Source organism: Sphaerisporangium rubeum (assembly GCF_014207705.1).
Lineage (GTDB): Bacteria > Actinomycetota > Actinomycetes > Streptosporangiales > Streptosporangiaceae > Sphaerisporangium > Sphaerisporangium rubeum.
In genome coordinates this window covers 3995331-4019613 of the sequence record NZ_JACHIU010000001.1, presented here as the reverse complement: position 1 = coordinate 4019613, position 24283 = coordinate 3995331, and the positions used below count along the sequence as shown (strand labels likewise).

The 24283-nt window shown below is 74.1% G+C and carries 20 protein-coding genes; 7 read left to right on the top strand and 13 right to left on the bottom strand.

Going from position 1 to position 24283, the window contains the following annotated elements:
- Nucleotides 1–7: 7 nt before the first annotated feature.
- Together BJ992_RS17340 and BJ992_RS17335 are read right to left on the bottom strand one after the other, a co-directional pair.
- Entirely contained in the window at nucleotides 8–2167 is a 2160-nt protein-coding gene (locus BJ992_RS17340; protein WP_184982247.1) for a hypothetical protein, read from the bottom strand.
- A 391-nt stretch (nucleotides 2168–2558) separates the two neighbouring features.
- Complete coding sequence (locus BJ992_RS17335) at nucleotides 2559–3656, bottom strand: macro domain-containing protein (protein WP_221474866.1); 1098 nt, start codon at nucleotides 3654–3656, stop codon at nucleotides 2559–2561.
- A gap of 473 nt (nucleotides 3657–4129) precedes the next feature.
- Here BJ992_RS17335 and BJ992_RS17330 point away from each other — a divergent pair, with 473 nt between their 5' ends.
- Together BJ992_RS17330 and BJ992_RS17325 are read left to right on the top strand one after the other, a co-directional pair.
- Nucleotides 4130–4837: a TauD/TfdA family dioxygenase gene (locus BJ992_RS17330; protein ID WP_184982245.1), complete on the top strand. Its 708-nt coding sequence runs from the start codon at nucleotides 4130–4132 to the stop codon at nucleotides 4835–4837.
- A complete protein-coding gene (locus tag BJ992_RS17325) occupies nucleotides 4834–5913 on the top strand; it encodes a hypothetical protein (RefSeq protein ID WP_184982238.1) in 1080 nt (359 codons plus the stop codon). Before BJ992_RS17330 ends, BJ992_RS17325 begins: the two co-directional genes overlap by 4 nt.
- A 45-nt stretch (nucleotides 5914–5958) precedes the next feature.
- Here the strand turns inward: BJ992_RS17325 and BJ992_RS17320 are convergent, their stop codons facing one another.
- On the bottom strand, nucleotides 5959–8304 hold the full coding sequence (locus BJ992_RS17320) for a hypothetical protein (RefSeq protein WP_184982236.1): 2346 nt from the start codon (nucleotides 8302–8304) through the stop codon (nucleotides 5959–5961).
- A 368-nt stretch (nucleotides 8305–8672) separates the two neighbouring features.
- Between BJ992_RS17320 and BJ992_RS17315 the strand changes: the two genes are divergently transcribed.
- A complete protein-coding gene (locus BJ992_RS17315) occupies nucleotides 8673–9377 on the top strand; it encodes an RES family NAD+ phosphorylase (RefSeq protein ID WP_184982234.1) in 705 nt (234 codons plus the stop codon).
- Here the strand turns inward: BJ992_RS17315 and egtD are convergent.
- The 4 genes from egtD to BJ992_RS17295 all read right to left on the bottom strand — a co-directional run bounded on the left by egtD (nucleotide 9357) and on the right by BJ992_RS17295 (nucleotide 13731).
- Nucleotides 9357–10379, bottom strand: a complete 1023-nt coding sequence (gene egtD / locus BJ992_RS17310) for an L-histidine N(alpha)-methyltransferase (protein WP_246497338.1) — start codon at nucleotides 10377–10379, stop codon at nucleotides 9357–9359. The genes BJ992_RS17315 and egtD overlap by 21 nt on opposite strands.
- A gap of 62 nt (nucleotides 10380–10441) precedes the next feature.
- The gene (egtC, locus tag BJ992_RS17305) at nucleotides 10442–11155 is read right to left on the bottom strand and encodes an ergothioneine biosynthesis protein EgtC (protein WP_343072711.1); all 714 of its coding nucleotides are present in this window, start codon (nucleotides 11153–11155) and stop codon (nucleotides 10442–10444) included.
- A 48-nt stretch (nucleotides 11156–11203) separates the two neighbouring features.
- Nucleotides 11204–12505, bottom strand: coding sequence for an ergothioneine biosynthesis protein EgtB (egtB, locus tag BJ992_RS17300; protein WP_184982228.1), 1302 nt, complete (start codon nucleotides 12503–12505; stop codon nucleotides 11204–11206).
- The gene (locus tag BJ992_RS17295) at nucleotides 12502–13731 is read right to left on the bottom strand and encodes a glutamate-cysteine ligase family protein (protein ID WP_184982226.1); all 1230 of its coding nucleotides are present in this window, start codon (nucleotides 13729–13731) and stop codon (nucleotides 12502–12504) included. The genes egtB and BJ992_RS17295 overlap by 4 nt, the downstream gene beginning before the upstream one ends.
- A gap of 498 nt (nucleotides 13732–14229) precedes the next feature.
- Here BJ992_RS17295 and BJ992_RS17290 point away from each other — a divergent pair, with 498 nt between their 5' ends.
- Nucleotides 14230–14595 carry a hypothetical protein gene (locus BJ992_RS17290; RefSeq protein ID WP_184982224.1) on the top strand — a complete coding sequence of 122 codons (366 nt, stop codon included), beginning with the start codon at nucleotides 14230–14232 and terminating at the stop codon, nucleotides 14593–14595.
- 159 nt (nucleotides 14596–14754) lie between these two features.
- On the opposite strand, the gene BJ992_RS17285 is transcribed toward BJ992_RS17290, so the two are convergent.
- Nucleotides 14755–15882: a glycerophosphodiester phosphodiesterase gene (locus BJ992_RS17285; RefSeq protein ID WP_184982222.1), complete on the bottom strand. Its 1128-nt coding sequence runs from the start codon at nucleotides 15880–15882 to the stop codon at nucleotides 14755–14757.
- 164 nt (nucleotides 15883–16046) lie between these two features.
- Between BJ992_RS17285 and BJ992_RS17280 the strand changes: the two genes are divergently transcribed.
- Nucleotides 16047–17402, top strand: a complete 1356-nt coding sequence (locus BJ992_RS17280; protein ID WP_184982220.1) for a GH1 family beta-glucosidase — start codon at nucleotides 16047–16049, stop codon at nucleotides 17400–17402.
- 98 nt (nucleotides 17403–17500) lie between these two features.
- On the opposite strand, the gene BJ992_RS17275 is transcribed toward BJ992_RS17280, so the two are convergent.
- Nucleotides 17501–18043 (bottom strand): HAD domain-containing protein, encoded by a 543-nt coding sequence (locus BJ992_RS17275; protein ID WP_184982217.1) that lies wholly within the window; start codon nucleotides 18041–18043, stop codon nucleotides 17501–17503.
- Nucleotides 18044–18330: 287 nt separating this feature from the next.
- Here BJ992_RS17275 and sigK point away from each other — a divergent pair, with 287 nt between their 5' ends.
- Both sigK and BJ992_RS17265 read left to right on the top strand, forming a co-directional pair.
- A complete protein-coding gene (gene sigK, locus BJ992_RS17270) occupies nucleotides 18331–18921 on the top strand; it encodes an ECF RNA polymerase sigma factor SigK (RefSeq protein ID WP_184982215.1) in 591 nt (196 codons plus the stop codon).
- Nucleotides 18918–19661 (top strand): anti-sigma factor, encoded by a 744-nt coding sequence (locus tag BJ992_RS17265; protein ID WP_184982213.1) that lies wholly within the window; start codon nucleotides 18918–18920, stop codon nucleotides 19659–19661. Before sigK ends, BJ992_RS17265 begins: the two co-directional genes overlap by 4 nt.
- Nucleotides 19662–19665: 4 nt before the next feature.
- On the opposite strand, the gene BJ992_RS17260 is transcribed toward BJ992_RS17265, so the two are convergent.
- From BJ992_RS17260 to BJ992_RS17245, 4 genes are all read right to left on the bottom strand, one after another.
- On the bottom strand, nucleotides 19666–20826 hold the full coding sequence (locus tag BJ992_RS17260; RefSeq protein ID WP_184982211.1) for a baeRF10 domain-containing protein: 1161 nt from the start codon (nucleotides 20824–20826) through the stop codon (nucleotides 19666–19668).
- 241 nt (nucleotides 20827–21067) lie between these two features.
- Entirely contained in the window at nucleotides 21068–21301 is a 234-nt protein-coding gene (locus tag BJ992_RS17255) for a hypothetical protein (RefSeq protein ID WP_184982209.1), read from the bottom strand.
- Nucleotides 21302–21502: 201 nt separating this feature from the next.
- Nucleotides 21503–22585, bottom strand: coding sequence for a translation initiation factor eIF-2B alpha/beta/delta subunit family protein (locus BJ992_RS17250; RefSeq protein ID WP_221474864.1), 1083 nt, complete (start codon nucleotides 22583–22585; stop codon nucleotides 21503–21505).
- A 115-nt stretch (nucleotides 22586–22700) separates the two neighbouring features.
- Nucleotides 22701–24092, bottom strand: a complete 1392-nt coding sequence (locus tag BJ992_RS17245) for a sensor histidine kinase (protein ID WP_184982207.1) — start codon at nucleotides 24090–24092, stop codon at nucleotides 22701–22703.
- Between the last annotated feature and the right edge of the window lie 191 nt (nucleotides 24093–24283).

The following is a 24283-nucleotide window of genomic DNA, read 5'->3' as shown; positions in this document are numbered from 1 at the left end:
TCCCCGGTCAGACGTCCTCCCAGAGGATCTGCCGTGGGGCCTGCGGCATGCGCACGGCGCCGCTGCGGTCGGCCAGCAGGACGGCGCGGAACAGCAAGGGATGGCCGTCACCGAGCGGCGGCCGGTTGTGCGCCAGCGGGGTGCGGTCGAGCAGCGGCGCGAGCAGCTCGTCCAGGTTGTCGAACCGTCCCTCGTCGAACAGGCGGTGCGCCTTGTCGTAGCCCGCCTCCAGCAGCACCGGGTGCGTGGCGTCGAGCCCGTCGTCGGTCAGCGCGGCCAGCGCCGTCCGGTGGCGCGCGGCGGTCACCGGTTCGCCGCACAGGTCGGCGCAGCGCGCCGCCAGCAGCAGGGTGCGGGCCCGTCCCGGCGGGTCCCCCGGCCGTGACTCGGCCGCGCGTGCGCGCTCCAGCGGCACCATGGCCCCCTGCGGGTCGCCGCCGGCCAGCCGCACCTCGGCCAGCGCGCGCCACGCCGACAGCACCAGCGCGTCCGGCCGCGCACCGGCGATCAGGCGGGTCAGCTCGTCGAGGGACCGGCAGGCCTCGGAGTGCTCGCCGCCGAGCGACAACGCGAGCGCGCGCGTCACCCGTGCCTCGGCCCACAGCCGGAACGACACGTGCCTCGCGAACCACTCGTCCAGCACGGGGGACCGCTCCAGCACCCGCAGCGCGGAGCCCCCGTCCTCAAGAGCCAGCTCCGCCTGCGCCAGCCGCACCGTGTCGTGGCCCGGCCAGTAGGCGATCGGCTGCAGCAGGTCGGCGCGGTGCCGTCCCGCCTCCTGGAGCAGGTGGCGTGCCTCCACCGGCTGGCCCGCCTCCAGCAGGGCCTCGCCGAGCGACACCCTGGCCCCCACCACGTTGATGTCGCCGAGCTCCCCGAGGCGCTCACGCCGGTCGGCGACCACCGCCTCGGCGAGCCGCACCCCCTTCACCACCCGGCCCGCGCGGACCGTCGCGCGCGCCGCGGCCTGCGCGGTGAGGGTGTAGCGGCGCCACGCGGCCGACACCCCGGCCGTCCTCGTCGCGGCGTCGGCGCGCGCCGTCCGCGCCTGCTCGATGTGCGCGCCGCCTTCGACGGGACGGCCCTCCTCGACGAGCACCTCGCCGAGGTTGTTGCGTGCGCGCGCGGCGTAGGAGGAGGCCTCACCGGCGGGGCAGAACGGCTCCTTCTCGTTCTCGGCGATCTTCAGGGACGACTCGAAGCTCTCCCTGGCCGCCTCCAGGTCGCCGAACCGCAGCAGCGCGAGCCCCCGGCGGCTCAGCACGTCGCACCGTGAACGCAGGTCGTTGTCGGTGCGCGCGTCCGGCAGCGACAGCAGGCGGGTCAGTTCCGCGGCCTCGCGTGCGGCCCGTTCGAGCAGGATGCCGGTGTCGAGGAGCGCGCGCACCACGCCGGCCTGCGCGTCGGACTCGGCGTGGGTGCCGGCGCCGGTGCGCCTGGCGACGTCCCTGGCGCGCTCGGCCACGTCCAGGTCGTGGATCCACGTGCCGGCGAGCGGCACCAGGTGGCGTTCGTACCAGTGCGCGCTCAAAGCCGCGGCCTGCCGGTCCACCGGCCCGTCGGTGTCGTCGGCCAAGGCGTCGAAGGCCAGGTGGGACAGCTTCTCGGCGCTCTCACGGATCCACTTGGCCGTGGGCAGGCACACGGCGCTCGCCGCGGCGCTCAGCACCGGCGCCAGGTGGTCGGCGTAGGCGATCACCCGGCCCGACCACCCCGCGGCGGCGACCTGGCCGATGCCTCCCGGCCAGACCGGCGGTCCCTGCGGCGCGGACTGCCGCTTCTCGGAGGTCGCGATGTCGCCGATGCCGAGCTGCACCTGCCGGGTCAGGAACGACTCCGCGCGGTGGAACCGCGCGATCACCAGCAGTGCCTGCGTGACCAGGTCACGGGCCTCCACCAGGCTTCCCGGCGTGGCCGGCGGCTCAAGAGGGCCGTTGCGCTCGGCGAACTCGGTGAAGGCGTGCCGGATGGCCAGCGCGACCAGGACCCGGCGGCTCTTCACCTCGTTGTACAGCCACACGGCGCTACGCCGTCCGCTCTGTCCCTCTCGGGACAGCCGTACCGCCGCCGCGACGTCCTCGGCCCGCACCAAGTGGTAGTCGGTGTGGCGGAGGACCCCTGCCGCGGCCTCCCCGATCGCGGAGAGCCGTCTTTCCTGCGCCGACACCCTGGAACCTCCTCGGTCAGTCCTGCGGTTCACCTGGAGTAGGGATATCAACGGCAAAAGGTCCATTGATCTACAAAGCATATATCTCGCACCACGAATCGGCGTCCTGCGCGACCCCCCGCCATCCCCGCTCCGGCCTGCCCCTGCGGCCCCGGTAATTACGGCAGTGCCCGCAAACCGCCCGTACTGCGACCCGCAATCAACCAACCAAATACTCAAATCTCCGGCAATAGATGTATGAAATTCCCACACTTCGCTCACCCGCCACCCCACCGCCTTCGTGACCCTGCCGTGCGCCGGACGGCCGTCGGCGTGCGCCGGACGGCACCCTCGTCGCGCCGGACGGCCCTCGCTCCGCGCCGGACGGCGTCCCCGGCCCGTGCGCGGCCGGTCAAGGGCCGGGGGACGGCGGCGGGGACGCCAGCGGGAGCCCGGTGACGACGGCGGCGGCGGTGCGCTCCTTGCGCGTCATCAGGTGGACGTCCCACGGGCCGGGGACCGACAGCTCCGGCTCCAGCGCGGCCCAGAGGTAGGCGAGGCCCGTCTCCGGCGGCAGCCCCCCACGGCCGGCGCCGAACACCGGGAAGCAGAGGGAACGCAGCGGCGGGCCGAAGCGGTCGCGTTCCGCGCGGGCCATGGCGAAGACCGAGCGCACCGCGCGCAGCACCGCAGCGGGGTCCACGGTGTAGCCGTCGGTGCCGGGCCGGGGGACCGCGGTCGCGGCGTGGTAGACCCGCCGCACCCCCTGGCGTGCCAGCTCCCCGGGGGAGGTGGCCACCACGGTTCCCGGCGTCACCGGCATGCCTTCGCGGCCGTGCGCGCGCAGCCACTCGCGCAGCTCCCGCTGCAGCACGTCGTCCACCATCTCGCCGGTCACCGCGCGCCGCGCCGCCGCGTTGCGCAGCGTGGCCGACAACGACGACCGGTAGGTCTTGGCCATCTCCAGGTAGATGTTCTCCGAGGACACCAGCACGTCCATCCCCCGGAGCGTCTCCACAGGGGCCCGGTGCACCGTGATCGTCACGTCGGCGTCCCCGGCCCGCACCACCAGCCGCCGTGCCCTCCCCACCGCCGGCACGTCGCGACCACCCGCGGCGGCCTCCGCGCACAGCGCCAGGATCGTCTCGGCGACGTGCCCGAGGATCAGCCGCTCCCGGTCCTTGCGGAACCGCTCCACGCTGAGCCCGTACACGTCCGCGGCCCGCTGCCGCCGCGTCTGCGCCGGCCAGTCACGCGTCCCCGGCACGAGACCCAGTGTGTACGCCGTGGCCTCGCCGAGCGTGCCGCCGCCGAGGCGTTCCAGCACCTGTTCGAGCATCCTGATGATCGACGGAGCGAGCAGCCCCTCCGCCGCCGGCAGCCCGAGGGCCGTGACCGCGGACGCGAGAGCGGGAAGCCGCACCTGACCGAGCCGTAGCAACCCCCTCTCCCGCACCAGGCGGATCTCCGCCATCACTTCCCCAAGATTCGGCACCGCCGGCCCCGGCATGCCGCCATGGTCCCATCGGCCGGCCGCCGCGCGGCGGCAGGGGCCGCGGTCCCGGTGGCGACGCGTCGCGCGGAGCTTTCTGACATGAATCTTTCGCGGGAAGCCGCACCAGTTCGTAAGCCTATGGTGACGCCTGCGTCGAGGGCGGGTGCGGGGGTGACGGGGAGTGGCGGAGGGCAGGGGAGAGCGGGTGAGGATCATCGTCGCTGTTCCGATGGGTCACCGGTCCCCGGCGGGCCACAGGGCCGGGCGGCCGGAAGCGGGGACGGCGGTCGTGGGGAGTGACCGGGGAACGACCCGCCGACGGCCGGGGGGTGACCAGGCGCAGCGGTTCTCTAGTAAGAGTACCTTTCCGTCATTTTGCTCATTTTGCTCATATCACTCGGCGCTGCTGGGTCCGGTGAAATCCCCGCCGGACGGCGGTGTTCGCGGCGACGCGTGCCCGTCCCCACCCACCGACGCGAGGAGGAGTCATGCGGGAGACCGAGATCGCACGCGCACAGGAGGAACTGGCGGCCCGCGGCTGGGCCCTGCTGAACGACGCGCCGTTCCTCCCGCACGGCCGGCCCGACCCCGAGGGGGTGCTGCGCATCGCCACGGGGTTCGGCAGACCGTCGGACCGGGACGGCGGACGGGAGATCTGGACGATCGCGCCGCGCACCACCCGGCCGGGAGCCACCTTCTCGATGCGCGCGGGCGGCGCGGCCTTCCACACCGACGCGCAGTACCACAGCAGGCCGGAGGACGTGATCTGCCTGTTCGTGGTGCGGCCCGCCGACGACGGCGGGGACACCATGCTGCTCACCGAGCGCGACGTGGTCACCGCCTTACGCCGCGAACCGGCGGGGGAGACGGCGCTGGAACGCCTCGCGCAGCCCGTCTGGACCTGGACCCCGCCGGACGTCTTCAGCAAGGCCGCCGCGGCCGTCCCGCCGATGCCGGTGCTCCCCGGCGACGGGACGGTGCGGTGGCGCAGGGACAACCTCGGCCCGCTCCGGCCGCCGCAGGCGCAGGCCGCCACCGTGTTCGAGTCCGGGCTGCGCCACGCACCCGCCGTCCGCCTGTGCCACCACCCCGGCGACGTCATCGTCATCGACAACCGGCGCACCCTGCACGGCCGCACCCCCTTCGCCGACCCCGAGCGTCGGCTGCTGCGGGTACGCCTGTGGGCGGACCGATGAGCCGGGCCTGGGCCGTCGCCGCGGCCACCGAGGCCACCCACGTCCCCGCCGCGGGACGCGAGGCCGCCGCCTGGCGCACCCGTGGCTGGGCCGAGATCGCCTTCGCGGGGCTCGCGCTCGCCGAGCACGACGAGGTCGCCGTGGAGGCGTTCCGCGGACTGGACGAGGTGGTGCGCAGGGTCGGGATCCGGTACGCGGGATGTCACGCCACGCGGCTGCGCGCACTGCGCGCGCTGGCCGGGCCCCTGCCGCCGTACTACCTGGCCGCCGGACGCGCCGCGCACCCGGTCGCCGCCTGCGTCTCGCCGGGCCGGTCCCCGGCCCTGTGGGACGCGTGCCGTGCGATCGGGGAGTTCTGCGACGCCGTGGCGGAGGCCTGCCCGGGGGAGCCCTCGACCGGCGGGACGCGGCAGGACGCGGCGGCCGACCTGCGCTGGGGAGAGCGGCACCGGCCCTCGCCGTGCGGCGCCTACACGATCGTGCGGACCGACCGGTGCGGAGGGCTCGCCGGACGGTGCTGGATGCGGCTGCCCTCCCCGGCCGGGCCGAGGAACGTGTACGCGGACGTGCCGCGCAGGGCCGCGCCGCTCCAGGAGCGCATCTGGCGCGGGGTGCACGAGGGAGCGCACCTGGACCATCTCGCCGCGACCCCGCTCGGCGTGGAGTTCGGGTACGGGCTGATGGCGGCGGAGACCTACGCGATGGCCGTGGAGGTGCTCGCCACGGTCTCCTGCGTGCTGGCGGGTGACCTGGAGGAGGCGCGGTGGCTGCGCGTGGGGCTGGCCGAGCGCGTCGGCCGGTTGCCGGGGTACGGCGCCTGGCTGGCGTCCGCCGGACCCGTACCCGCCGCGCTGCGCGCCGCCGCGACCAGGCCCTCACCGGACTTCGCGCCGCTGCCCCGCCTCGCCGCGGTGTACGTACGCGGCCCGCTGCTCCTGCTCGGCGGCCATGACCTCGGCCCGCTCGCACCGTACCTGCCGGCCTCGCTGACCGGGCCGCTGCTCGACCGCTGGGCCGCCGCGCGCGCCGCCTTCCCACCCGCGGCGGCACTGACCGGCCCGCCGCGGCGCGCGTGACCGCTTCCGGCCGCGGCGTCGCCGGCCGGCCATGCGGCGCGTGCGTCAGTAGTCGTCCCAGGCGGGTCCCGGCTCGGCGGGACCAGGCAGGGCGAACTGGTCGGCCAGGTCCCTGGCGGCCAGGTGCAGCGGGTGGCCGTCGCCGATCGCGGGCCGGCCGTGCGCGAGGGGACGGCGGCACATCAGTGGCGCCAGCAGCTCCGCGGCCGCCGCGGGATCGTGCGCGCCTCGGCGGCGGGCCTCCTCGTAGGCGACGCGCAGCAGCACCGGATGCGCCGGGTCGAGACCCAGCCGGACCAGCTCGGCACGCGCCGGGTCGAGCCCCGGCCCGGCCGCGTCGCCGTCGGCGGCCGCTACGGGGATGTCCCGCACGTCGCGGCGCTCCGCCGTGACCGCCTCGCGGGGAGCCGGCACCCCCTGCGTGGCGCCGTCCTCGTGCGCGGCGAGCAACGTGCGCAGCAGCAGGGTGTAGGCGTGGCCGGGAAGGTCCTCGGCGGCCGGCGGCTCGGCCTGCGTGACACGGGAGAGCAGGCACCGGGCCTGATCGATCTCCCCGGTGGCGATCAGGAGCTCGCACAGGTCCCGCCACACCACCACGGCGAGCGCGTCCCCCGCCGGACGGGAGTCGAAGGTCTCCGACAGAGCGCGCAACCCGTCCAGGGCCAGGCCGGTCTCGTGGAGCGCGGCGTGCGCGAGGGCCAGCAGGCGGTGCGCGTTGAGCGCCAGACGGGCCGACACCCGCGTGGCGAACCACTCACCGGTGACCGGAGCCGCACGCAGGATCTCCACCGCGGCGCCGGGAGCGCCGAGCGCGATGTGCGCCTGGGCCAGCAGCACCCTGTCGTACTGGGGCCAGTAGCCGGTGGCGACCAGCCGGCCGCGGCGGTACTGGGAGGCGTCCTCGATGTGGTGGCGGGCCTCGCCGGGATGGCCCGCCGCCAGCAGCGCCTCGGCCAGGGTGACCCGCGCGCTCGCCGCGCTCACGTTGTCCACGCCGCCGAGGCGTTCCCTGCGGTCGGTCACCAGTTCCTCGGCGGCCCGCACCGCCGCGACCACCCGGCCCGACCTGGTCAGCGCGCGGACCCGCACCTCGGCCGTCAGCGTGGCGCGCCGCCAGGCGGCATCGGTGCCGGACGGCGCCGCCGCGGCGGACCGCACGCGGTGCACCTGCTCGGCGACCGCCAGCCCCGCACCGGGCCGGCCCTCCTCGATCAGCACGTCCGCGATGTTGTGCCTGGCCCGCAGGGCCAGCGAACGCCGCTCGTCCCCCGTCCCCCGGCCTTCGGCCGCGCTCTCCACCGCGCTTCCCACCACGGCCCCGGCGAGCTCGTACGCGGCCCGCGCTCCGGCGATGTCGCCGAACCGCAGCGCCGCGATGCCCTGACGCGTCGCGGCGTCGCACAGCGACCGCAGATCGGACCACTCCGCCGTCCCGGACGGCCTGGCCGCCGCCGTCCCGGACGCCGTGATCCCCGCCGCCGGAGGTAGAGCGGGACGGCCGGCGAGCCGGTGGAACATCGTGATCGCCTCGGTGCCCTCGCGCGCGGCCCTGGCGTGCAGGGTGCCGGCCTCCAGGAGGGTGCGCAGGATCGTCACCTGCGCGGCGGCCTCGGCGCGTGGATCGGTGCCGCGGCGGCGCACGGCCGTCAGCGCCACCTCGGCGGCGTGCAGCTCACCGGCCCAGGGGCCGGTCAGCATCGTGAGGGAACGGTCGAACCAGTACGCCGCGAGGCCCGCGGCCTGGCGGCCGGGAGGGCAGTAGGCGTCACCCAGGTAGGCACGGAAGGCCAGGTCGGACAGGAACGTGGCGCTCTCGGCGGCCCAGCCCGCCGGGGGGTCGGTCACCGAACGGGCCGCGAGGAGCAGCACCGGCTCCAGCATGGGGGCGAACACGGTGAGGCGGCCGGTCCACGCGGCGGCGGCGACGCGGCCGAGCGGTGTCGGCGGCCAGGCGGGGGGGCGGGACGGGGCCTCGCTGGTCCTGACGCGCTTCTCCGACGTCGCGATGTCGCCGATGCCGTGACCCACCTGCGTCATCAGGAACGCCTCGGCGCGCTGGAACCGGCAGACCTCGGTGAGCGCGTCCGTCACCAGGGCCCTGGCGTCGGTGACGGTGAACGGCCCGGTGTCCGGAGGAGACCAGCCGCCGGCCGCCATGTGACGTTCGAAGGCGTGCAGCGCCGCGAGCGCGACGAGCACGCGCCGGCTCTTCACCTCGTTGTACAGCCACACGGCGCTGCGGCTGCCCCCCGCCGGCCGGTCCACCCGCGTGTCACCCAGCCGCACCTCGGCCGCCACCTGCTCGGTACGGACCTGGTGGTAGGCGACCCGGCTGAGCACGGCCGCCCCCGCGGCCCCGATCGCGCGCAGGCGCTCCTCCTGGGCGGGCATCGGGTCCCGGCCTCCTCGATCAAGATCGAATTGTGGTGTTTACACGCTAGTGAGAGGGTGCGCCACAGGCAAGCGGAAAACCTATAGCCAGGAGTGTCATCCGGTGGCCACTTCCGGAAGGCTGACTACGCTCCGGCGGCGCCGGAGCCCTCGCGTCCGGGGAGATTCACCGGTGTGAGCGCGTCGCGCTTTCGGAAGGCCGGCGGTGATCCGCCGCCATGCCATCGCCGGAGTTAGCCGGGAAACCGGAGAATTCTTCGGCGGAAGGTCCATATCCAATCCAATGATGAATTCACGGCCGTTGCTCCGCAATATCCTGCGGCCGTGATCTCCACCTCCACGAGGAACGTTTCACGGGCCGAGGCGTGATGCCGGGTACGGTGCCGCCGCCGAGGTACGCGGGCCGGCCGAACCGGTTCCTGCTGCCCGCGGGTACCCCGGTGTGGCGGGTGCACCATCGCGCGGTCCGGGCCGACCGCTTCACCCGGCCCCGTGCTCCCGGCCGGGCCGGCGGGAGGTTCGACGGCACGGTGCGCACCGACCCGTACCGCTTCTACTACGCGAGCCTGGACGTCTCCACCGCGCTCGCCGAGGTCCTGCTGCGCGGGCTGCCGTTCGGCGCGGACGGACGCCGCTCCCTCCCCTACGACCATGTCGCCGAACGCCTGGCGAGCCGTCTGCGCACCACACGTCCCCTGGCGCTGATCTCCCTGGTCACCGGCCCCGACCTGGCCGCGGTCGCGCAGGACGACTGGCTGGTGCGCGCCGAGCCGCACGACTACCCGCGCACCCGTCTGTGGGCCCACTGGATGCGCAGGCAGGCGCCGTGGGCCCAGGGCCTGGTGTGGTCGTCCAAGCGGGACGAGGGCAAGCGGGTGCTGATGTTGTTCGGCGACCGGGTGCCGGGCACCGTGCTCGGCGACCCGCCGGTCCAGGCGGTCGACCTCGGCGACGCGGCCGGCACGCGGTGGGTCGACACGGTGCTCGCGCCGTACCGCACCTTCGTGGCGTCCCCGCAGCGAGGAGCCGTGGCGTCCGCTCCGCTCGCCGTGTCAGGCGCGCCGCGTGCGTGACGGCCCGCGCTCGGTGACCGTGCCGGGTCGTGCCGGGTCCTCCGGCACGTGCGCGAGGACGAGCGCGAAGTCCTTGGCGGGGTCGGTGTACCACGCGCCGAGGGCGAACCCGGCGCGCGTGAGCTCACGCTCCAGCCGGTAACGGTGGAACTTGGCGCTGATCTCGGTGCGCATCTCCTCACCGGCCCTGAACTCCACCACCATGCCGAGTGCGCCGATCACCACCCGCATGGCGCGCGTCGCCCTGAGACGCATCTCGATCCGCTGCGACGTGGCGTCGTACAGCGCCACGTGCTCGAAGGCCCGCGGCTCGAAGTCCGCGCCGAGTTCGCGGTTCAGCACGTTCAGCGCGTTGCGGTTGAACGCCGCGGTCACCCCTGCGGCGTCGTCGTAGGCCGCGACGAGCCGTCCGGTGTCCTTCACCAGGTCCGCGCCGGCCAGCACCGCGTCCCCCGGCGCCAGCGTGCCGCACAGCTCACGCCAGAACGTCTCCCGCGCCTCGGCGCTCAGGTTCCCCACGGTCCCGCCGAGGAACGCGACCAGCCGCCGTCCGATGCGCGGCAGCCTGCCGAGGTGGCGCTGGAAGTCGGCCCGCACGGCCCACACCGCCAGCCCCGGATACGCCTCCGCGACACGCCTCGCCGCGGCGTCCAGGGTGACGGCGTCCACGTCCACCGGTGAGTACGTCCGCAGCGTGCCGGCCGCGCCGAGCGCGTCGAGCAGCGGCACGGTTTTCTCGCTGGTGCCGGAGCCGAGCTCCACCAGCGTCTCGGCGCGGGTCCGCGCGGCGACGTCCGCGGCGTTGTCCCGCAGGATCGCCGTCTCGGTGCGTGCCTGGTAGTACTCCGGCAGCCGGGTGATCCGGGTGTAGAGCTCGCTCCCCGCGGCGTCGTAGAACCACGTCGGGGACAGCCATTTGGGAGAGTCGGCCAGCCCGGCGCGTACCTCGCGCGCGAGGACGGCCCGGTGGTCGCCGGGGCCGAGGAGGTCGACCGTGTACAGGAACGGCAGCGGGATCTGTGTGACGGACACGCGGGCCTCCCGGTGTGACGGCGCGGCACGGATCAGGGGGTCACAGGGATCGCGAGCGGGCTGGTCACCACGCCGTCGGGGGTGGCGTGGACCAGATGGCGGTCGGGTACCGAGCGCCATCCCTCCTCGTGGTCGAGCGGCTCGCTGGCGATCAGCACGCCGCCGGTGAGGTGGACGAACAGGGTGTCACCCCAGGCGGTGGCGGCGACCTGGCCGCCGTCGGCGACGATCAGGTTGAGCCGCGCGGCGGGATCGGCCGCCGCGGTCAGGGTGACCACCTCGGCGACGGCCTCGGCGAGCGGCGTCCCGGCGGCGAGGCGCGCGAACACCGCGGCGGCCAGCCACGCCGAGTCGGTGCCGCTCTCGGGGTCGAGGCCGCGCAGCAGGGGTCGCACCGCCGGCGGCGCGACCCGGCCGTTGTGGCTGAGCAGCCACGGCCCGTGGGTGAACGGCGCCGTCGACGACTCCTCCACGGCACTGCCCGCGGTCGCGGACCGCACGGCGGCGACCATGCATCCGGACGCGGCCACGGCGGCGAGCCCCGGCAGGTTGGCGTCGGTCCAGATCGGCACGGCCCGCCGGTACCGCACGGGCTCGGCCCGCCGCGGCGCGTACCACCCGGCGCCGAACCCGTCGGCGTTGACGGCGCCGTGGCGTTGCAATCGCGGCGCGTACGACTGGCGGATCAGGCCCGCGTCGCCGTCCAGCAGCGTGGCGAGCGTCCGCGGGGCCCCGACCCACGCCACGTGGCGGCACACCTCAGTGCTCCCCGCGCGCGGCGCGGCGGCGGCCCGTCACAGCTCGTCCCGTGTGACGTCGCGCGCGCAGCGGAAGCCCGCGAAGATCTGCCGCCGCACCGGCAGGTCCCAGTTGCGGAACGTCGCGCGGACCGCCGCCGGGTGGGTGGCCCACGAGCCGCCGCGCAGCACCCGGTGCGTGCGGCCGAAGAACACCTCGCTGTACTCGCGGTAGGGGAAGCCGGTGAACCCCGGGTACGGCGCGAACCACGAGGCGGTCCACTCCCACACGTCGCCGATCATCTGCTCGGCGCCGCACGGGCTCGCGCCGGCGGGGAAGGCTCCGGCCGGGGCCGGCCGGGAGGCCCGGTGGCCGAGGTTGGCCTGCCGTGGCCCCGGGTCGCCGTCCCCCCACGGGTACCGCAGCGCCTGTCCCGTGCGGGGGTCGAACGCGCAGGCCTTCTCCCACTCGGCCTCGGTCGGCAGCCTGCGGCCGGCCCACCGCGCGTAGGCGTCGGCCTCGTACCAGCTCACGTGCTGCACCGGCTCCCGAGGCGGCACCGGTTCGTGCCTGCCGAACCGCAGCCGCCACCACCGGCCGCCGTCCTTGATCCAGAACAGCGGCGCCGCCACCCGGCGCGCGCACCGCCACCGCCAGCCGTCCACGGTCCACCAGCGCGGGTCGTCGTACCCGCCGTGCTCGACGAACTCCTCGTACGCCTCGTTGGTCACAGGGAACCTGTCGATCCAGAACGCCGGCAGGTCCACCTGGTGCGCGGGCCGCTCGTTGTCGTAGGCCCACGCGCTCGCCGAGGTGCCGATCTCGCACGGCCCCGCCGGCACCAGGACCTGGTCGTGTCCGCGTGCGCGGCCCGAGGGCAGCGCGCCGTCGCGCACCAGGCCCGGCAGCCTCGACAGCTGCAACGTGGCCAGCATCGTCTCGGCGTGCTGCTGCTCGTGCTGCAGGACCAGCCCGAACACGTAGCCGTCCGCGCGCAGCGGGTGCGGGTCGGACAGGTCCATGTGGTCGAGGACGTCGAGGGTCCGGTCGCGCACCCCGGCGATGTAGCGGCGCGCCTCGGCCGGCGGCAGCAGCGGCAACGCGGGCCGTTCGGCGCGCGGGTGCGCGAACGCGTCGTACATCGCGTCGATGTCCGGACGCAGGGCCGCGAGGCCGCCGGCCCGGCGCAGCACCCACTGCTCCTCGTAGTTGCCGACGTGCGCGAGGTCCCACACCAGCGGCGACATCAGCGGGGAGTGCTGGCGCAGCAGCGTCTCGTCGTCGACGTCGGTGTAGCGCAGCGACCGGCCGCGGCCGGCGACGAGCTCGGCGGCGATCCGCGCCTTGACGCCGCTCACGCCGCGGCCGCCTCGAAGATCCGCCCCGGCAGCGGCCCGCCGAGGTCCCGCGCGCGCAGCAGCAGCTCCGCCGCCGGGCCGAGACCAGGGGTCACGTGCCGCGCGGCGTACTCCTCCACCTCCGCCACCAGCGCGGGGGAGGCGCCGAGTGAGGGGAGCGCGCCGATCGCGGCGTGGAAGCAGCCCTCGGCCGCGCCGCGCAGCCGCCGGTCGGCGAGACCGGCGTGCGCCGCCTGCCACCAGTGTCCCGCCAGCGGCTCGGCGTACGCGGCGGCGGTGTCCGCCGCGGCGTCGTCGAGCAGCAGCGCCGACGTGACCGCCACACAGACGGGCCACCAGCGCGGGTGCAGCGCGTCGAGGTAGCGGATCTCCAGCCAGCCTCTCGGCCGGACGGGAGGGAAGACGGTGGTCGCGTGGTAGGCGAGGTCGGCGGCGGTGGGGGCAGTGCGCGGCAGGCGGGGGCCGCGCATCCAGTCGCCGAACGTGCGGCGCGGCGGCGCGGGACGGCGGCGCCGTTCGCGGCCCGGCATCAGGCGCGCGCCGGCCAGGTAGGCGGCCCAGGTGGCGACCGGGTCGGCGTCGGACGGCAGGGGACGGGTACGGGTCGGGTCCAGGTGCAGCCACACGGCCTGCCGGCCGGACATCCAGCCGCAGGGCCGGCCGCGCAGCAGCGGCGAGTTGGCGAACGCGGCGTTCAGCACGGGGCCGAACATGTTGGCGTGACGCCACCGGACGGCGGGACGGCGGCCGAGGTCCACGTTGACCTGGATGGACGCGGTCAGGCACATCATCAGCGGCCCGTACGGCAGGCCGAGCAGCCGCGCCATCGCCTCGTACCGCTCCTGGTGGAGCTGACGGACGGGACGGCGCAGGGGGTCCAGGCCGAAGCCGGCCACCGTCAGGCCCGCGCGGTCCAGGGCCTCGGACATCCCGGTCACGTCGGCGGCCATACGGCAGACGGCGCCTGGCAGGTCACCCGGCGGGCCGGACAGTTCGACCTGGCCGCCGGGCTCGAACGTCACGGTGCTGCCTCCCGGCATCGGCGGCAGCGCGCGCTCGATCTCCTCGACGGCCACCTGCCGGGCGGGGTCCGACCGGTCGAACACCAGGAACTCCAGCTCGACGCCGATCCGGTCGCCAGGCGTCCCCTGGAAGCACTGCCGCGCGAAGTCCTCCACGTCCGCCATCCGGCGGATCGGCGCGTCGTCGTTCTCCGTACCGATCATGGGTCCTCCTGCGGCCGTACGGCGGTGAAGGCATGCGGATGCGGGTGCTGACGGTTGGATGAGCGGGCCGTGTGCGTGGCCCGCCCCGGTGGAGGCGGTGCCGGCACCGCCGGCCGGTGTGCCGAGCCCGGTGGCGTCGACTAATCACGTCTTACCCGTCTATACCTCGCATAAAGCACGAAACCCGACGTACGGCGCATGCCGGACGCGGCGCGCCGGGTGTCGCCGTCCTCTTGTGGTCATGACGGGCCGGCCAGGCGCCGCCGGCGCGCCGGAGATGGCCGGGAGCGCACGGGAAAACCGCAGGTGATCGGGATGGTGGGGTGCCGGGAGGAGGTGCGGAGGCGGCCGGGTGGCCAGGCGGGTCAGGATTCGGTCATGGACACGGACAGTAGTCATGTGGATACTTCACGTGACGATCCAAAGGCCCCGCCGTCCCGCGTCCCGCGCGGGGGAGCCGTCCCGGCTCGAAGGCGGAACGATCAAAGGAGGACCTTCATGCAGCGCAAGAAGCTCTACACGCTCGGGCTCGCCGCCGCGGCCTGCTGCGCCGGCCTGGTCGTGGTGGCGGAGGCCCCCGCGTCGTCCGCCGCGCCGGCCCCCGCGTCGCGTGCCGCCGACTTCACCGGCTACCAGATCGTCAAGCTGCCGAACGCGAACGTCCCGAACTTCACCCGCCGCTACGCGCGCTGCCCCGCCGGCAAGCGTGCCGTCGGCGGCGGCGCGGAGGCCCAGGGCAACGACGCCATCCTCGTCGGCAGCTTCCCCACCGACGACGGCACCGGCTGGATCGGGCTCGGCCGCCAGAACAACTACTCCGACGTCGGCATCAGCGTCTACGTCATCTGCGCCACCGTGAGCTGACCCGTAAGATCAACACGGCGGACGGCCGAGCCCGGTCCCGCCATCCGGCGGACGGCCGAGGCCGGCCCCGCCACCCACAGCACGGCCGCCGGTGGGACCGGGCCCACCGGCGGCCGTATTATTCTCTTTTCCCGCCGCCGGCGTCTTCGCTCGGCCCGTTCAGCCGCCTGACACGTGGTCGCGGACCGCGCGCGCGATCCCCGGGTCGTCGGAGAACACCCCGTCGACGCCGAGGCCGTACAGCCGTTCGAGCCAGCCCGTCACGTCGCCGGTCGCGCGCGGGTAGACCGGGCTCGCCGGGTTGCCGGCCCGGTGGTCGAGCGGGAGCTGGGAGTTCTCCGGACGCACCGTCCAGGTGTGCACCAGCAGGTTCCTGCGATGCGCGTCGCGCACCAGTGGTGTGGGTTCGAGCAGCCGGCCGTCGGGGCCGGCCGGGATCAGGCGGGTGGTCGCCACGCCGACGCCGTCGGCGTACCGCGCGATGTCGCGCAGGCCCTGTGGCGTCACCAGGTCGTCATAGGTACGCGGGTCGCCGGCCGCCACCAGGTCGTACGGCGCGCCGGTCGCGTTGATCAACTGGATCAGGCGCAGCCTTGTCAGCGGACGCAGCCGCTTGAGGTTCCCGGTCTCGAACGACTGGACGAACACCGGCGCCGTCGGCCCGTCCCAGCCGTTCTCGCTCAGCGTGCGCAGCAGCGGCTCCTCCAGCGGCAGCCCGATCGACCGGAAGTACGTCGGGTGCTTGGTCTCGGGGTACACCCCGACGCCGTGCCGCTTCGCCAGCTCGACCACCTCGTCGAACGTCGGGACCGGGGCGAGCCCGTCGAACGCGGTGTTGTCCGGCCGCAGATCCGGGATGCGTTCCTCGGCCCGCAGCGTGCGCAGCTCGGCGAGCGTGAAGTCCTCGGTGAACCATCCGGTGATCGTCACGCCGTCGATCGTCTTGGTCGTCCTGCGGTCGGCGAACTCGGGGTGCGCGGCCACGTCGGTGGTCCCGCCGATCTCGTTCTCGTGCCTGGCGACCAGCACGCCGTCCTTGGTGGACACCAGGTCGGGCTCGATGTAGTCGGCGCCGAGCCCGATCGCGGCCTCGTAGGCGAGCAGCGTGTGCTCGGGCCGGATCGCGCTCGCGCCGCGATGAGCGATCACCAGTGGTTCCGCGGTGCGGCCGTGCCTGCCCGGTCCGTCGTGGCCGCCTCGCCGCGCCGTCGCGCTCACCACTCCCGCCGACCCCGCGACGGTCAGGACGAGCGCTCCGGCGAGCACCGTGAGCATTCTCTTCACCATCAGGGCATACCCCACTCTCCTGGACACATGGGGCACGCTAGTTCGGTGACCTGTACCCGGGGTGGCGCGCGAGTCAACGATCAACACCTGCCGGGGGCCGGGTCCCGGCGGCGGATCATGAGCGGATAATCGTAGACGACGCCGCCGACGACCAGAGGACGACCGTGACCCACGACTTCCCCGTGTTCCCTCCCGGTTTCGTCTGGGGTACCGCCACCTCCGCCTACCAGATCGAAGGCGCCGCACGTGAGGACGGCAGGGGACCCTCGATCTGGGACACCTTCTGCCGGGTGCCGGGAGCCGTGGCCGGCGGCGACACCGGGGACGACGCCTGCGACCACTACCACCGCTTCGCCGAGGACGTCCGGCTCATGACCGGCCTCGGCGCGGGGGCCTACCGGTTCTCCGTCGCCTGGCCACGCGTGCAGCCCGAAGGCCACGGCCGGCCGGAGCGGCGGGGGCTGGACTTCTACAAGCGGCTGCTGGACCTGCTGCGCGACCGGGGGATAACGCCGTTCGTCACCCTGTACCACTGGGACCTGCCGCAGGCGCTGGAGGACCGCGGCGGGTGGCGCGAACGCGACACCGCCGAGCGTTTCGCCGACTACGCCGGCATCGTGCACGACGCGCTCGCCGGCTGGGAGCCGTACTGGATCACGCTGAACGAGCCGTACTGCTCCTCGATCACCGGGTACGCCGAGGGCCGGCACGCACCCGGGGCCACGGAGGGCCACGGCGCGCTCGCCGCCGCGCACCACCTGCTGCTCGCGCACGGCCTCGCGGTACCGCGGCTGCGCACCCAAGGCGGCGAGCGCGTGGGGATCACCCTGAACATGTCCCCGGCCGTGCCGGCGAGCCCGAGCCCGCGCGACGCCGAGGCCGCAGGACGTCAGGACCTGCTGGTCAACCGGCAGTTCACCGAGCCGGTGTTCGGCGGGGCCTATCCGAGCGACATGGAGGAGACATTCGGCGCGATCACCGACTTCTCGTTCCGCCGGGACGGCGACCTGGAGATCATCGGCGCGCCGCTCGACTTCTTCGGGCTGAACTACTACTACCGCATCCACGTGGCCGACGCCCCGCACGCCGAGCCCGACCCGGCGCGGCGCACCGCGTTCGACATCGGGGTGCGCGCCGTCACCCCCGAAGGCACGGCCACCAGCGGGCTCGGGTGGCCCGTCGAGCCCGAGGGCCTGCGGCAGACCCTCACCGGCCTCGCGACGCGCCACCCCGGCCTGCCGCCGGTGTACGTCACCGAGAACGGCTACGGCGAGCACGGCGACGACCTCGACGACCAGGGCCGCGTCGCCTACCTGCGCGGTCACGTCGCGGCCGTCGCCGAGGCCGTCGCGCAAGGGGTGGACGTGCGGGGGTACTTCTGCTGGTCCCTGCTGGACAACTTCGAATGGGCCCGGGGTTACGCCGCGAGGTTCGGCCTGGTCCACGTGGACTACCGCACCCAGACCCGTACCCCCAAGACCAGCTACCACTGGCTGCGCGACCGCATCGCCTCCACCTGAGCGTGCTCACGGGAGCCCGGCGGCGTGCGGGTCCCGGTGAACCCGGCGGTGACCTGCCTGACCCGCGTGTCCGCGGGAACCGGCGGACCGTGCGAGGGTCAGGGGGCCGGTTCGGGGGAGCAGGTACCCGCGTCGTCCACGCCGGCGGCACGGGCGGCCAGCCAGTCGCCGGCATGGGTCATGTCGCCGTCGGTCAGGCCGTCCTCGGGGTCCACCTCGACCAGCAGGAAATCCCCGACGCCGGGGTGGTCCTTCAGGTACTCCCAGTCGGCGATGCCGAGGCTGTCGTCGAACCACACGAACGGCCGGCCCGCGACGTACTCGGCGACGTGACGCGTCTTGAAGTGCTCACCCGCGCGCGACCCCGGGTCGCCGTTCACCGCGATCACCGGCAGCGGCGGCAGGCCGAGACGCGGCCCGATCTCGGTGTTGGCGTGGTCCTCCCACGTCGTCGCCCACACCAGCTCGGCCCCCGTCGCCTCGGCCAGGGCGAGCAGCCCGCGTCCCTGGCGCGCGCTGAGCAGCACCCGGAAGGTCCTGCCGTCCAGGACGATGTCGTGGCGCCGGTGCCGCAGCGTCGCCCGCCGCGCGGGGTTCAGAACCCCGTCGACGTCAAGCAGGACCAGGGGACGCTCGGTCACGTGCCGCTCCTTCGTCGTCGGTGCTTGAGTCATGATGCCTTGGCCGGAGCTCCTCTTCCATTCGGGACCGCACACCCGTCACATCCGGCATGTACCGCACCACCCGTGCCACGGTGCCGCCGGACACTTCACCATCGATGCCATCCACGACCCCGCGAGCTCCGAAACACCTGTGTCCGTTCACGTGTCCGTTCCGGTGCCGCCTCGACGTCCGCTTGAATGTCCGCTTCAGAGTCCGCTTCTGAGTCCGCTTCGATGTCCGCTTCTCCCACGGTTGGGGTGACTGGATGAGGTCCGACCGGGCCCTCCCTCTGGACGGGGGCCGCCATGAGCGCCCCGGCCTTGAACAACTGCTGGAACAGGTCGCCCGCGGTGACCGTCCGGCGTTCGAGCAGGTGTACGACCTGGTGTCGGGCCCGGTGTACGGCCTGGCGCTGCGGGTGCTGCGGGACCCCGCACAGGCCGAGGAGATCGCGCAGGAGGTGCTGGTGGAGGTGTGGCGCTCCGCGGCGCGGTTCGACGCCGCACGTGGCTCGGCCATGTCGTGGGTGATGACCATCGCGCACCACCGCGCCGTGGACCGTGTGCGCGCCGCGCAGGCCGCGACCGACCGGGAGACGCGCGTCGCGCGCCTGGAGGTCCACCGGCCCTACGACGATGTGGCGGAGGCGGTGGAGACCAGCATGGAGGGGGAGCGGCTGCGCCGGTGCCTCGGCTCCCTCACCGAGCTGCAGCGCGAGTCGGTCACCTACGCCTACTACGGAGGGTACAGCTACCGTGAGGTCTCGGAACTGCTGCGCGTGCCGCTCGCCACGGTGAAGACCCGCATGCGCGACGGACTGATCCGCATGCGCGACTGCCTGGGGGTGGGCCGATGAGCCACGACGCGCACACACTGGCAGGCGCCTACGCGATGTACGCCATCGACGACCCCGCCGACGTGGCCCGCTTCGAGGAGCATCTGTCCCGGTGCGCCGAGTGCGCCGAGGAGGCGCGGGGCCTGCGGGAGACCACGGCCCGTCTCGGCGCCGCGGTGGCGAGGCCGCCCGCACCCGCGCTCCGCGACCGGGTCATGGCCGAGATCGGCCAGGTGCGCCAGCTTCCCCCCGCCGTGACGCCGGTGCGGCGGCACGCCAAGACGGCCGAGCGGCCGGCGTGGTGGCCGCGTCTCGCCACCGGTCTCGCCGCCGCGTGCCTCGCCGTCGCCGTCGGCGCCGGCGTGATCGCCGTCCGCGTGCAGGACATGCTCGACAGGGAACGGGCCGGCGGCCGGGCCGTCGCCGCCGTGCTCGCCGCGCCGGACGCGCGCACCGTCAGCCGCGGCACCCCCGGCGGCGCCGCCACCGTCGTCGTCTCCCGAGGCGAGAACACGATGGTGTTCTTCTCCTCCGGCCTGTCACCCCTGCCGGACGGCAAGACCTACCAGCTGTGGCGCATCGGCCCCGGAGGCGCGCTGCCGAGCGGCCTCACCGAGCCCGACGGCGACGGCCGCACCCCGCCGGTCGTCCTCGGCGCGGTCGGCGACGCCACCACGGTCGGGGTCACCGTCGAACCCGACGGGGGGTCGGCCACCCCGTCCGGAGATCCGGTGGTGGCGGTGCCCCTGCCGAAGGCCTGACGTCTCACGCGGCGCTGCGCTCGGGCCGCGGAGGGAGGGGGAAGCGCAGCGCCGCGGCGACCAGGTGGTCCTTCAGTTCGGTGTCGGCGACGACGTGCTCCACGGCGCCGCCTTCGTCGATCACAGCCTCCGCCAGTGCCCCGAGCACGTCAGGCGTGGGCCGGGCCGGGCCGCCGCACAGCGGGCACACGTCGCCGGCGGCGGCGAGCCACCCCGACTCCTCGCACACCACCCCGGGGACCGTCATGCCCTCCTGCACCAGCAGGGCCTGCACCGCCGCGACCGAACCGGCCCACAGGCAGTCGTCCAGCCCGATCGCGGCCGGCCGGCCCTCCGCGGCACGTTCCAGCACGTCCGCCACCCAGCGACGCTCCTCCTCGCGTTCGTACCGCTCGGCGATGTCCTCGGCGCTGTGCCGGATGTCGGCAGGGGTGGCCGTGCGCGGATCCACCGCGAACGTGCCGGCCAGTCGCTCCCGCAGCGACCGGGGCAGGAACTCCACCATGCACGGCACCTCCTCGGGATGGCCGCCGATGATCAACAACTCGTGGCCGCCGCCACGGAACAAGTCGGTGATCATGTGCACGGTGTTGCGGTAGTGCCGCCGCGCCAGGTCGTCGGCCCGGTTGCGCACACCGTGCTCGGCGAGGCCGTACCACCCGGCGTAGTTGGGTTTGCGCAGCGCCGTGTCCTCGACCTTGCCGATCTCCCGCATCTCGTCCTGGAACAGCTCCCAAGCCACCGCCGAGCGCCGGTCGGTCACCACGACGCAGCAGCGGTGGTACTCGTCGAGCACCCCGAGCATCGGCCGGGTCCACGCCGAGCCGTCCACCACGACGCGGTCCCTGATCCTCCGGGGCAGCATCACCTGCTCGAACAGATCCTGACCGCTGCACGAGAACACCGCGAGGGTGCCGGCCCGGCCTCTGCCGGCGTCCAGATCCCGCAGGTGCTCCAGCCGGTCGATGTCCCCCCGCAACGACATCCGCGCGCGACGGCCGATCGACTCGTCCTGCGCGAGCGGCCGGATCTGGTGCAGCAGGCTGTTGATCCGCGTGAACAGCGCGGCGCCGTCGTCCGGGCACACCCCCACGTACAGGGAGACCACAGGCAGCTCGCCGCCGTCGAAGCCGATGACCCGGTCGACCGTCTCCTTGGTGATCATGAATCCCCCGATCCGGGCCGCCCCCGACCGGCCCGCACACCCGGTTCCTACCCCTCACCCTCCGCTGGTCATCCGCGTCGGCGGGGGTCAGGACGTTACCCGGGGCATGGGGCCGATCGGCTCGCCCGGTGGTCCGGACCAGGGCTTCTCCTCGCACGCGCGCGCACGTCCCGGCGACCTGACCCGGCGCCGGGGACCGCTTCACGCACGGCGGCAGGGCCGCGTTCGCGGCCGGCGCCGGTCAGGACGCCGACGTGGCGAGCTTGTCGAACAGCTCGATCGCCGCGGCGCGGACGTTCTCGGGAGTCACGCCGTCCAGCACGGCGCGGGCCTCGGGGAGGTCGCGGGTCGTGGCGAGCGTGATGGCCACCGAGGTGGCGGCGGCGTGACCGAGCGAGCCGGCGGGTGACGAGTCGGCCACCTCCTGAGCGCTCGTGGCGAGATCGAGGTTGTCGGTCTTCGGTGCGGTGGTCAACGGATTCTCCTCGCGGGTGGCGAATCAGGCGGAAGATCGGTCATGGAGGCCGTCGTAGCTGCCCGGGGTGGCAAATGTCACGCAAGGCCGGCAACCACGCGACACTCTCATCCTCCCCCCGCGCGCGACGGCTTACGACACCGGCCCCGCGAAAGGCGGTTCTCCGGTCGTGAACACGCGGTGGACGGTCCGCTCGAGGCGTCACCGCACTCCGGCCGTCCCGCCTGCCGTGCCGGTGAGGCCGCCGGTCGAGGTGCCGACCGGCGGATGCGCGGCGGCGAGATCGGCCGGGTCGTACGCGCCTTTCTCCGTGACGATCCTGGTGATCAGACGAGGTGGGGTGGCGTCGAACGCGGGATAGTAGCCGACGGTGCCCTCGGCGGCGGTGCGCGCGCCGAGCGCGTGCAGGACCTCGGTGCCGTCACGATGCTCGATCTCGACGTCCGCGATGCCGGGGGAGTGCGGGTCGGGGCCGTGGGCCAGCACGTAGAACGGCACGTCGAAGGCCCGCGCGGCCAGCGCCACCGCCAGCGTGCCGACCTTGTTCACCACATGGCCGTCCATGGTGACGCGGTCGGAGGCCACCATCGCCACGTCGGCGAGCCCGTCGGCGAACGCGGCCGGCACCATGCCGTCGGTGATCACCGTGGGCCGGTACCCCATCTCCACCAGGGTCGCGGCGGTCAGCCTGGCCCCCTGCAGGTACGGCCGGGTCTCGGTGCAGACGAACTCCAGCCTCTTGCCGAGGTCCTCGGCGGCCTGGACGGCCGCGACGAGGTAGGCGTCCCCCCAGCAATGGGTGAGCACCCGTGCGCCGTCCGGCAGCAGCGTGGCCGCGTGGACACCGAGCGCGGCGCACCGGGCCCGGTACGCCGCGTCGTGCGCCGCCGCGGCCTCGGCCACCGCGGGCACCAGCTCCTCGCCTGAGGCGTCCGCCAGCGGGCCGTCCACGGTGGCCCGGAGGATCTCCTGCACCGCGTCCCTGATGTGGTGGTTGGTCGGCCGGGTGGCGATCAGCCGGCGGCCGGCGGCCCGCAGCCGTGACGCGGCATCGCCGGGGGCGGCGTCCCGTGCCTCGCGAGCGGCCAGTGCCATCCCGGCGGTGGCGGCGAACAGCGGGCCGTGGCTCTGCGTGACCATCCGCTCGATCGCCACCGCCACGTCCTCCAGCGTCGCGCATCGCACCCAGCGCCGTTCGAACGGATAGACCCTGCGGTCGAGGATCTCCACGCCGTCCCCGGTGGTCCGCACCGAGTCGGCGAGCGAAGGCGTCTTCCTGGTCACCGTTGCCGTCCCCTTCCCGTGGCCCGCGTACCGTCCCATGGTCACGTCCACGGAGCCACTGGGGAAGAGCACAGCACAATCACGAAGCGGCGCACGTCGCACGGCCGTGATCCGCTCAGGGACAGGTCGGGATGGGAACGTGCCGGTGCGGCGGGGGAGAGGCCCCGGACAACGGGAGGCGCAGCACGAAGCGGGCACCCTGGTCGCTCGGCTCCACCGTCAGCGTGCCCCCGCTGAGCTCGGCGATCTGGCGCGCGATGGCGAGGCCGAGGCCGGTGCCGCCGGAGTCCTTCTCCCGCGCGGCGGGAAGCCGGATGAAGCGCTGGAAGATGCGCTCCCACTGGTCGCGTTCGACACCGGGCCCGTCGTCCAGCACCTCCATCACCGCCACACCGGACGGGAAGCGCTCGTCGCCGGGGTCGGCGGCCTGTTTGCGCACGGCCACGCAGATCGCGGTGTCGGCGTGGCGCTCGGCGTTGTCGACCAGGTTGGTGAGCAACCGGGCCAGCCGCAGCGGGTCGCCCTCGACGATGACGTTCGGCTCGACGTCCGGCTTGATCTTCTTGGTCGTGTGGCGTGCGCTCAGCTCACCCGTGACCAGGGCCGACAGGTCGATCACCTCGCGGCCCCCGGGTGTGCCGGCGTCGAGACGGGCCACCATCAGCAGGTCGCACACGATGGCCTGCAGGCGGTCCAGGCTGACCAGCAGGTTGTCGCCGATGACGTCCAGCCGGCTCTCCTCCGGAGCCAGCAGCGCGTCCTCGACCTGGGCCCGCATCGCGGTGATCGGGCTGCGCAGGTCGTGGGAGGCGTCCGAGGCGAACTGGCGCTGCTGCTCCAGGGACACCTGGAGCCGGTCGAGGGTGCGGTTGACGCTGCTCGCGAGCCCGCTGATCTCGTCGTGACCCGGCGGCACGGGAACCCGCCGCTCCGGGCATCGCCCGCTGATCGTGTCCAGTTCGGTCCTGATGGCCTCCACCGGCCGCAGCGACGACCGCAGCACCCGCCGGCTGCCGATCGCGGTCGCCGCGGTGAGGACGACCGCGCTGAGCCCGAGCAGCGCGGCCAGCCGAGGGTCGACCAGCGGCGGGATGCCGGTCGTCGAGCCGTAGACCAGCCAGTTGCTCCCGTTCACGACCACGCTGTGCGCCACCACCATGCGACACCCCGGCAGCACCTCGTCGCACACCTGTTCGTACGCGAACTCCTGGCCCTTGTCAGGCGCGAAGTGGGCTATGGGCCGGGGCTTGTCCCCGAGTCCCGACGTGGACGCCACGACCTGCCCTGACGGGTCGAGCACCTGGAGGTAGTCGACATGCCCGTACGGCGTCGCGTCGGCGACGCGTCCCTCACGCACCTGCATGGCCACCCGTTCCGTCGCGGCGGCCATCTCACTTTGCAGGCGCTCCACCGCCAGCCTGTTGATCGCGATAAGCAGCACGGCGGCGAGCAGCGTCGACAGCAACGCCGCCACCGCTCCGGCGAAAACGGTGATCCGTCTCCCCATCGGCCACTCGCGCCAACCGGCCAATATGCAGCGCCTCCCCACGTCCGGCTATCACCAGTCGACCACATCCCCCCGTGCCGCCTGCACGGGGGGGTGGTATAAGCCCAGGTCAAACGCGGTTTCTGGCCGGACGGCAGCCGGTGTGGCGGTCGCGTGCACCAAGGTGCCGCGGACGGAGCGGCCCCGCGGCC